The following is a 7,168-nucleotide window of genomic DNA, read 5'->3' on the forward strand; positions in this document are numbered from 1 at the left end:
CTGTCTCCATTACGATTAACAGCCGGCAACAAGCGGCTGCGTTTATATGCTTTCCTCTATGCCTAATAAGCTCCATACTTTAAAAACAGCCAATCCGGCTGTTTTTTGTTATTAAGAGGGAATTTTCCAATAAAAAGCTGATTACTTTTTATCCATTCAATTTTTTCAAAAAAACATTCCTAAAACCCCTTGTTATTTCCTCTATTCAGTTATATTATTATCAAACTGAAAAAGTTTTATTAGAAAACATCCATTTTCAAAAAAATGTGTAGACATTTTCTGAAAAATGAGTAATATAGGCTAAAGTATTTGATTCTCGTTGCTGTCCAACTAATCAAAGGGGTTATTTTTATGAAAGAACTAACAACTGGAAAACCGTTAAAACTCATCTTTCTTTTTACAATACCATTACTGATTGGAAACATCTTCCAACAGTTTTATAATATGGCTGACATGATAATTGTCGGGCAGACTTTAGGCAAAAATGCTTTGGCTGCTGTTGGTGCAACCGGCAGTATTACTTTTCTAATTATCGGATTTGCTCAAGGATTGACTTCAGGACTCTCAATCATAACCGCCCAGCGTTTTGGTGCTCGGGATTATCAAGGAGTCAAACGCAGCTTTGCTACCAGCATTTTGATTAGCAGTATCATCACAGTGATTCTTACTATTCTTAGTCTTATTTTTGTTCGGCCGCTGCTTTTACTGATGCAGACTCCTGTAGAGATTCTTGATGATGCACAAACCTTCATCTCAATCATTCTTATCGGAATTTTTGCTGCGATGGCGTTTAACTTATTGTCCAATGTCATTCGTGCCTTGGGAGACAGCCGAACACCACTAGTCTTTCTGATTGTCGCCAGTATTGTCAACGTTGTATTGGATTTGGTTTTAATCATCAACTTTCATATGGGGGTAGCTGGAGCTGGGGTGGCTACTGTTACCGCACAGGTCGTTGCCAGCATTCTTTGTGTATTTTACATTCAAAAGAAAATTCCCAATCTTCAAATACGGAGGAAGGATTTCTCTTTTGAGCGGTCTGAAATTAGAGATCATTTAAACGCCGCCCTGCCGATGGCTTTTCAAACCTCCATCATTGCAATTGGCGCTATCATTCTGCAGGGAGCTCTCAATAGCTTAGGAACAGATGTCGTTGCTGCTCAGGCTGCCTCAGGTAAAATTGATCAGTTTGCGATTCAGCCGATGATGTCCTTCGGCATCACCATGGCAACCTTTACCGCCCAAAACTATGGTGCCAAAAAATACGGACGGATTTTGCAAGGAGTTAAAAGTGCCTTATTCTTAAGTATCGGCTTTAGTATTCTTGCCGGCAGTATTGTGATTCTTTTCGGCAAACCGCTGGTTACTCTATTTGTCAGCTCTAGTGAGACTCAGGTTTTAAATCTGGCACAAGTCTATTTCAATATTAACGGCAGTCTCTACTGGGTGCTCGCTATACTGCTGGTTGTCCGCTATACACTGCAAGGACTGGGGCAAACGGTGATTCCAACACTTGCAGGTATTATGGAGTTGTTTATGCGTTCCTTTGCTGCAATCTTCCTAACTGCTTTATTTGGATTCACAGGAGCAGCTGCAGCGTCTCCTCTTGCATGGATTGGCTCTACAGTCGTTTTAGTTGCTTCCTATATCAAAGCGGTCAAGCGCCTCAGAAAGCTGGATGAAGAAACGACCCTTGAACAACCACTAAATCAAAAAGTCATCGCTAAACCGTAAAAAAAAGAGCTGTATCAAACGAATTGTTTGGTACAGCTCTTTAATGTTGAGATAACAATTCTTATTCATACGATGCTGGGGATGAGTGACCACAGACCTAGCTTCTTCCTAAATAAACCGCTCGCTTTTGCTTAATTCTTCTCTTCTTAATTATTTAATCAGTCCATGAGAGAGCCAAGCTACACGAAAATTATATTCCTTCAGCAGCCGTTCTGATTCCCAATCATTCAACAGAAAGCTGCTCAACAAATCCATTACCAGCTCCATTGAAAAGAATAAAAAGGAGATTTTTTCTTCTCCGCTGTTCATGTGTAGATTATTTTTATCTAGTAAAGAAAACCAAGCTCGAATCATCGGCGACTCTTCCATGTCGATGGTTTCCATCGAATAACTTGTTTTGGAGCCCAACACCAGCAGCTTAATTCCCCGCCAATAATCAGAATTGCGGTTCATTTCTGCGACACGCTTTAGATACCGCTCAATCCCGTAAAAAAGCCTTTGCTGATTTTCCATAATACAATTCATAATATCTCTATGAATAATCTCAGAAAAATAACTTTGCAGGTATAAATAGAGATCATCTAAATCTTCGAAATATTTATAAAAAGCACCGCGAGAGATTCCTAACCGCTTGATAAGCTCTGCAACCTTCACTTGATTTAAACTCCGATCTTCAAATTCCTGAAGAACAACTGAGATAATTTCTTCTTTTCTATGTTGATTCAGATTTTCAAATGTTGGATTCGGCATCGGCTTTCTCTCCCTTCTTTTTCATTAAGAATAGCATAAAAGCGATACTCTGTCACAATAGAATAAATAAAAGCAGAGCCGCTCTTTTCCTGTTTTTAAGAGCGGCTCTGCTATGGCTATTTCATCATTCTGATCTTAGTGCTTCAACAGGGTCTTTCTTAGCTGCCCATCTCGCTGGAAGTGCTCCCCCCAGTAATGTCAGCACAACACTGATTGTAATCAGCAGCAGTGCATGCACCGGGTTTAGCTGTGCAACATTAGTTAAGCCTGTCATGTCTTCTAATATAATGTTTGTCGGCAGCGTCAGCAGATAGGCAATCAAGATCCCCAGCAAGCCTGAGCACAAACCAATAATCAGCGTTTCCGCATTAAACACCCGGGTAATATCTTTCTTTCTGGCTCCTAAGGCACGCAGAACGCCAATTTCTTTCGTTCTTTCCAAAACAGAAATATAGGTAATAATCCCCACCATGATTAGAGAAACAACTAATGATATTGAGGCAAAAGCAATAAGTACGATAGTAATACCGTCCATAATCCCACCGGTCATATCTGTCATGGTTTGAGCCAGGTCAGTGTATACGATTTTATCTGCATTATCTTTGCCGTCATTGTATTTGTCCAAATATTTAACAATCTCATCCTTTGCTTCAAAGTTCGTCGGATAGATAAACACCATTTGGGGCATACTGTCTCCGCCTAGATAAGCTAACGTGGATTGTTTTGTTGTATCATCCAATTTTTCCATTGTCATTACATTGACATCTGAATCCTTTTGATCTTTCACAATTGCAGAATCCTTTTCTGCATCGATAATTTCTTCTACCAGCTGATCGCTGTACGCAATTCCGCTGCTTAGAATAGCAACTTGTGTATCTTCTTTTTGACGAAGAATTCCACTAATTTTCAATGTTCTTGTAGAATTTTTGTACATATCTTCGTAATCATTTTTTGGTACATAGTTGCCAAAGTCAGTTTTAGAATAGTAGTCATTGTTTCCAACTAGCTTCAGTTCAGTCCCAACGATATCATTAAAATCAATTCCTTCTTTATCTGTAATATCAAAGCCGAGATTTTTTAGAATCGTTTCATCTACACGGTTTTTATTATCAATGACCAAAATAATGTCATCGGTATTTTCAGGATAGCTCCCAGCCATCACATCATAATTCTTTTTCAAATATCCATTTATTGATCCGCCCGTCGTTACTGGATAAGAAGACAGGCCCGCATTACTCATGCTTGATAATCCGCCCATGCCGCCTCCGCTGGTCTCATCTGCATTAAAATTAACTAGTTGAGCAGAGCCGTCGACCTCCCTAACAAGGTTCATTCCGACAACACGTGTGTAGCCAATACTGCTGGCTAGTTCACTGTCAATACCACCTAGATAATCAATATAGTCATCTGTGATATTATTTGTATGACGAATACTTGATTCAGCAGGGTTATACAGCACTACCTCATCCGTTTTAGCATATTCCTTTTTGCTAGTCGGGGAATTGCTCTGCATTTCCTTCATCGCGTCTTCATCCATATTCATTGCCTGTTTGGAAATCGTAATTGGATATTCCGATAGTGCATCATTCTGGAAGGAGTCAATCTGTTTCTGGAACCCGTTGGAAAGACTCAGAATCAGCGCAATTCCAATAATCCCTATACTAGCAGCGAACGCTGTCAGACCAGTCCGCCACTTTTTCGTAGCGATATTTTTTCCGGAAAGCTTCAAAGCTGTCCAAAAGCTCATGCTCGTTTTCTTCAGCTGATAGTTATTATCCTGCTCATATTCTTCATAAGGATTTGAATCATCAACTACATGACCATCTCTAAAATTAATAATCCGATCTGCATATTCCTCCGCCAGCTCTGGGTTATGCGTAACCATAATAACCAGCTTATCGTCCGCAATCTCTTTAATCAGATCCATTATTTGCGTACTTGTTTCAGTATCCAACGCACCTGTCGGCTCATCTGCCAGAATAATATCCGGATCGTTTGCCAGTGCCCGGGCAATCGCTACCCGCTGCATTTGTCCTCCTGACAACTGATTTGGTTTCTTGTGGGTATGCTCTTTCAGTCCAACCTTCTCCAACACTTCCATTGCCCGCTGTTTCTTTTCAGAAGATGAAACACCACTAAGCGTCATCCCCATCTCAACATTATCTAAAATACTTAAATGAGTAATTAGATTATAGCTTTGAAAAATAAAACCAACACTATTATTTCGGTAAGCATCCCATTCACCCTGTTTAAAGTTTTTTGTTGATTTACCATTGATAACCAAATCGCCACTATCATATTGATCCAGTCCGCCGATAATATTCAACAGGGTTGTTTTACCCGAGCCACTCTGACCTAGAATCGCTACAAATTCATTTTCCCGAAAATTGATACTAACACCATTTAAAGCGACCTGGGTAAACTCTCCAGTAGTATAACTCTTCTTTATATTTTTTACCTGAAGCATAACTCTCTCTCCTTTATTCACTCTGTTGCTCCATATTGTCTAAAACAGTTAGAACAACAGATTTCTTTCTATCTCTGTCAGACTACCATCGGATTATGTACTGAGTATGAACAAATGAGCTGTATAAAAACATATAACGCTTTCATTATTTTCTTATAAAAAAGTTAATATTTTTGACCACTGTTTTCGACAAATCCAGCTGCTAGAGTAAGACATCATTTATTTTTTCCATTTCAACAAGATTTTAGTTTATGATATAGTGAAACAGAAGAACGGAGGAATGACATGATTACAGTTCTGATTGCAGAAGATGATAAAAATATACGCACGCTGATGGCAGCTACACTTGTTCAGGATGGTTATCAGATAATGGAAGCAGCCAATGGGAAAGATGCCTTGGCTATTCTGGAAGAACACGCTGTAGATTTACTTGTAGCTGATGTCATGATGCCTGTTTTAGATGGTTATCAGCTGGTTGCAGCTATTCGGAAAGAAAACGAACGGCTGCCGATTATTCTGGTAACCGCTAAGGGAACACCAGAAGATAAAAAGAATGGATTTTTAGCTGGTATCGATGATTACCTAGTGAAGCCAATTGATTTTGACGAGCTGCTGCTGCGGATAAAAGCCTTGCTTCGCAGAGCTCAAATTAACTTGGAAGGGCGCCTATCTGTAGGCAATACCCTCCTTGATAAAAACAGTCTCTCAGTTTATCATGACGACAACTGTACTGAACTACCAAAAAAAGAGTTCTTACTTCTTTATAAGCTGCTGTCTTTTCCAAATCAAATATTCACTCGAGAACAGCTGTTGAACGATATTTGGGGCGCAGACTCTTTGACAGACGAGCGAACTGTCGATGTTCATATCAAGCGGCTTAGAGAGAAATTCGCCGACTCCGCTGATTTTTCCCTCATTACTATTCGGGGATTAGGCTATAAAGGAGCTGCACATGAATCGAAATAGACGCTCCATGTACGTTCATTTTTCTCTAGTTATTGCATTGATTCTTCTCGTATCGGCAATTATCTCAGGCATCTTTCTAGTTATTCTCATGCACTTTGGAATTGTGGAGTCATTATTCGGTTATCCGTTAATCCGACTGATAATCACCTTGTTATCATGTACAGTAATCGGCACATTAATTGCTACCTTCTTCAGTAAACGGATATTACGCCCATTGAATAAAGTGGTTGAAGGAACCCGGCAAATAGCTGATGGAAACTTTGATATACAGATTGATCCTACTGGAATGAATAATGACTTAGAAGATTTAATTCAGAATTTTAATCTTATGGCCAGAGAGCTGCAGAATGTTGAACTCGTCCATAAAAGCTTTATCAATGATTTTTCTCATGAAATGAAAACACCCTTGGTCTCGATTAACGGCTTTGCCAAACAGCTGCAAAATCCGGCTCTTACAGAAGCTGAGCGCACCAAATATCTACAGATTATTACGGAAGAAACAGCTCGTTTAAGTGCCTTGTCAGCGAATATTCTGCTTTTGTCCAAGGTGGAAAATCAGGAAAGTATTACCTTGAAAAAAACACGCTATTCATTAGACGAACAGCTAAGACACGCCTTGATTCTCCTTCAAAAGGAGTGGGAAGCAAAAAATCTGACTATGAGCTTAAATTTAAATCCCGTTTTGATTTATGGTGATTCCGACCTACTGATTCAGGTTTGGCTTAATATAATCAGCAACGCTATTCGCTTCACCGATAATGAAGGAACTATTCAAATCAACTGCTACCGTTTAGGGAACGAAGTCAAAGTAAATATTAAAGACAGCGGAGCAGGTATGTCGGATAAAGTTCGGCGAAGAATTTTTAATAAATTTTATCAAGGCGACAGCTCCCACCAGTCACATGGCAACGGACTTGGACTGGCGATTGCTAAAAGAATCATTACCCTCCACGATGGAAAGATTATCGTGAAATCAAAGCTTGGTGAAGGCTCAACCTTTATCATCATTTTGCCTCAAAAGAAAACCGAATAAATCACTTTTTTGTGCCGATAGCAGACGAATAAGGATGGGATAGAAGTGCTAAACGTTGAGAACCAAGTAGGTACTCGGAGCTGAACACTTTGGCACTGACCCCCAAGAATGAGAATATAAAAAAGAGGCACCTCCGTTGAATTTATTTTATATAATAAATTTAGCGGAGGTGCTTTTGATGAAGAAAAAAATGGCGTATTCTCTTGAAGTCAAAGAGA

5 protein-coding genes are annotated in these 7,168 nt (G+C 39.5%); 3 read left to right on the top strand and 2 right to left on the bottom strand.

Annotated elements, in window-relative coordinates; translation table 11 throughout:
- Positions 1 to 351 precede the first annotated feature (351 nt).
- On the top strand, positions 352 to 1,734 hold the full coding sequence (locus ACYSNQ_RS09405; protein ID WP_426082752.1) for an MATE family efflux transporter: 1,383 nt from the start codon (positions 352 to 354) through the stop codon (positions 1,732 to 1,734).
- A gap of 150 nt (positions 1,735 to 1,884) precedes the next feature.
- On the opposite strand, the gene ACYSNQ_RS09410 is transcribed toward ACYSNQ_RS09405, so the two are convergent.
- Together ACYSNQ_RS09410 and ACYSNQ_RS09415 are read right to left on the bottom strand one after the other, a co-directional pair.
- Positions 1,885 to 2,484 carry a TetR family transcriptional regulator gene (locus tag ACYSNQ_RS09410; protein WP_426082754.1) on the bottom strand — a complete coding sequence of 200 codons (600 nt, stop codon included), beginning with the start codon at positions 2,482 to 2,484 and terminating at the stop codon, positions 1,885 to 1,887.
- A 124-nt stretch (positions 2,485 to 2,608) separates the two neighbouring features.
- Positions 2,609 to 4,951: an ABC transporter ATP-binding protein/permease gene (locus ACYSNQ_RS09415; protein WP_426082756.1), complete on the bottom strand. Its 2,343-nt coding sequence runs from the start codon at positions 4,949 to 4,951 to the stop codon at positions 2,609 to 2,611.
- Positions 4,952 to 5,236: 285 nt separating this feature from the next.
- On the opposite strand from ACYSNQ_RS09415, the gene ACYSNQ_RS09420 reads away from it, so the two are divergent.
- Both ACYSNQ_RS09420 and ACYSNQ_RS09425 read left to right on the top strand, forming a co-directional pair.
- The gene (locus ACYSNQ_RS09420) at positions 5,237 to 5,917 is read left to right on the top strand and encodes a response regulator transcription factor (RefSeq protein WP_426082758.1); all 681 of its coding nucleotides are present in this window, start codon (positions 5,237 to 5,239) and stop codon (positions 5,915 to 5,917) included.
- Positions 5,904 to 6,950, top strand: a complete 1,047-nt coding sequence (locus tag ACYSNQ_RS09425; RefSeq protein WP_426082760.1) for a HAMP domain-containing sensor histidine kinase — start codon at positions 5,904 to 5,906, stop codon at positions 6,948 to 6,950. The genes ACYSNQ_RS09420 and ACYSNQ_RS09425 overlap by 14 nt, the downstream gene beginning before the upstream one ends.
- Positions 6,951 to 7,168 lie beyond the last annotated feature (218 nt).

Source organism: Enterococcus sp. LJL51 (genome assembly GCF_054871795.1).

What these genes read in the sequence shown, in the direction of transcription:
- ACYSNQ_RS09415 (WP_426082756.1), bottom strand. Translation starts at nt 4,951, where the DNA reads ATGCTTCAGGTAAAAAATATAAAGAAGAGTTATACTACTGGAGAGTTT.
- ACYSNQ_RS09405 (WP_426082752.1), top strand. Translation starts at nt 352, where the DNA reads ATGAAAGAACTAACAACTGGAAAACCGTTAAAACTCATCTTTCTTTTT.
- ACYSNQ_RS09425 (WP_426082760.1), top strand. Translation starts at nt 5,904, where the DNA reads ATGAATCGAAATAGACGCTCCATGTACGTTCATTTTTCTCTAGTTATT.
- ACYSNQ_RS09410 (WP_426082754.1), bottom strand. Translation starts at nt 2,484, where the DNA reads ATGCCGAATCCAACATTTGAAAATCTGAATCAACATAGAAAAGAAGAA.
- ACYSNQ_RS09420 (WP_426082758.1), top strand. Translation starts at nt 5,237, where the DNA reads ATGATTACAGTTCTGATTGCAGAAGATGATAAAAATATACGCACGCTG.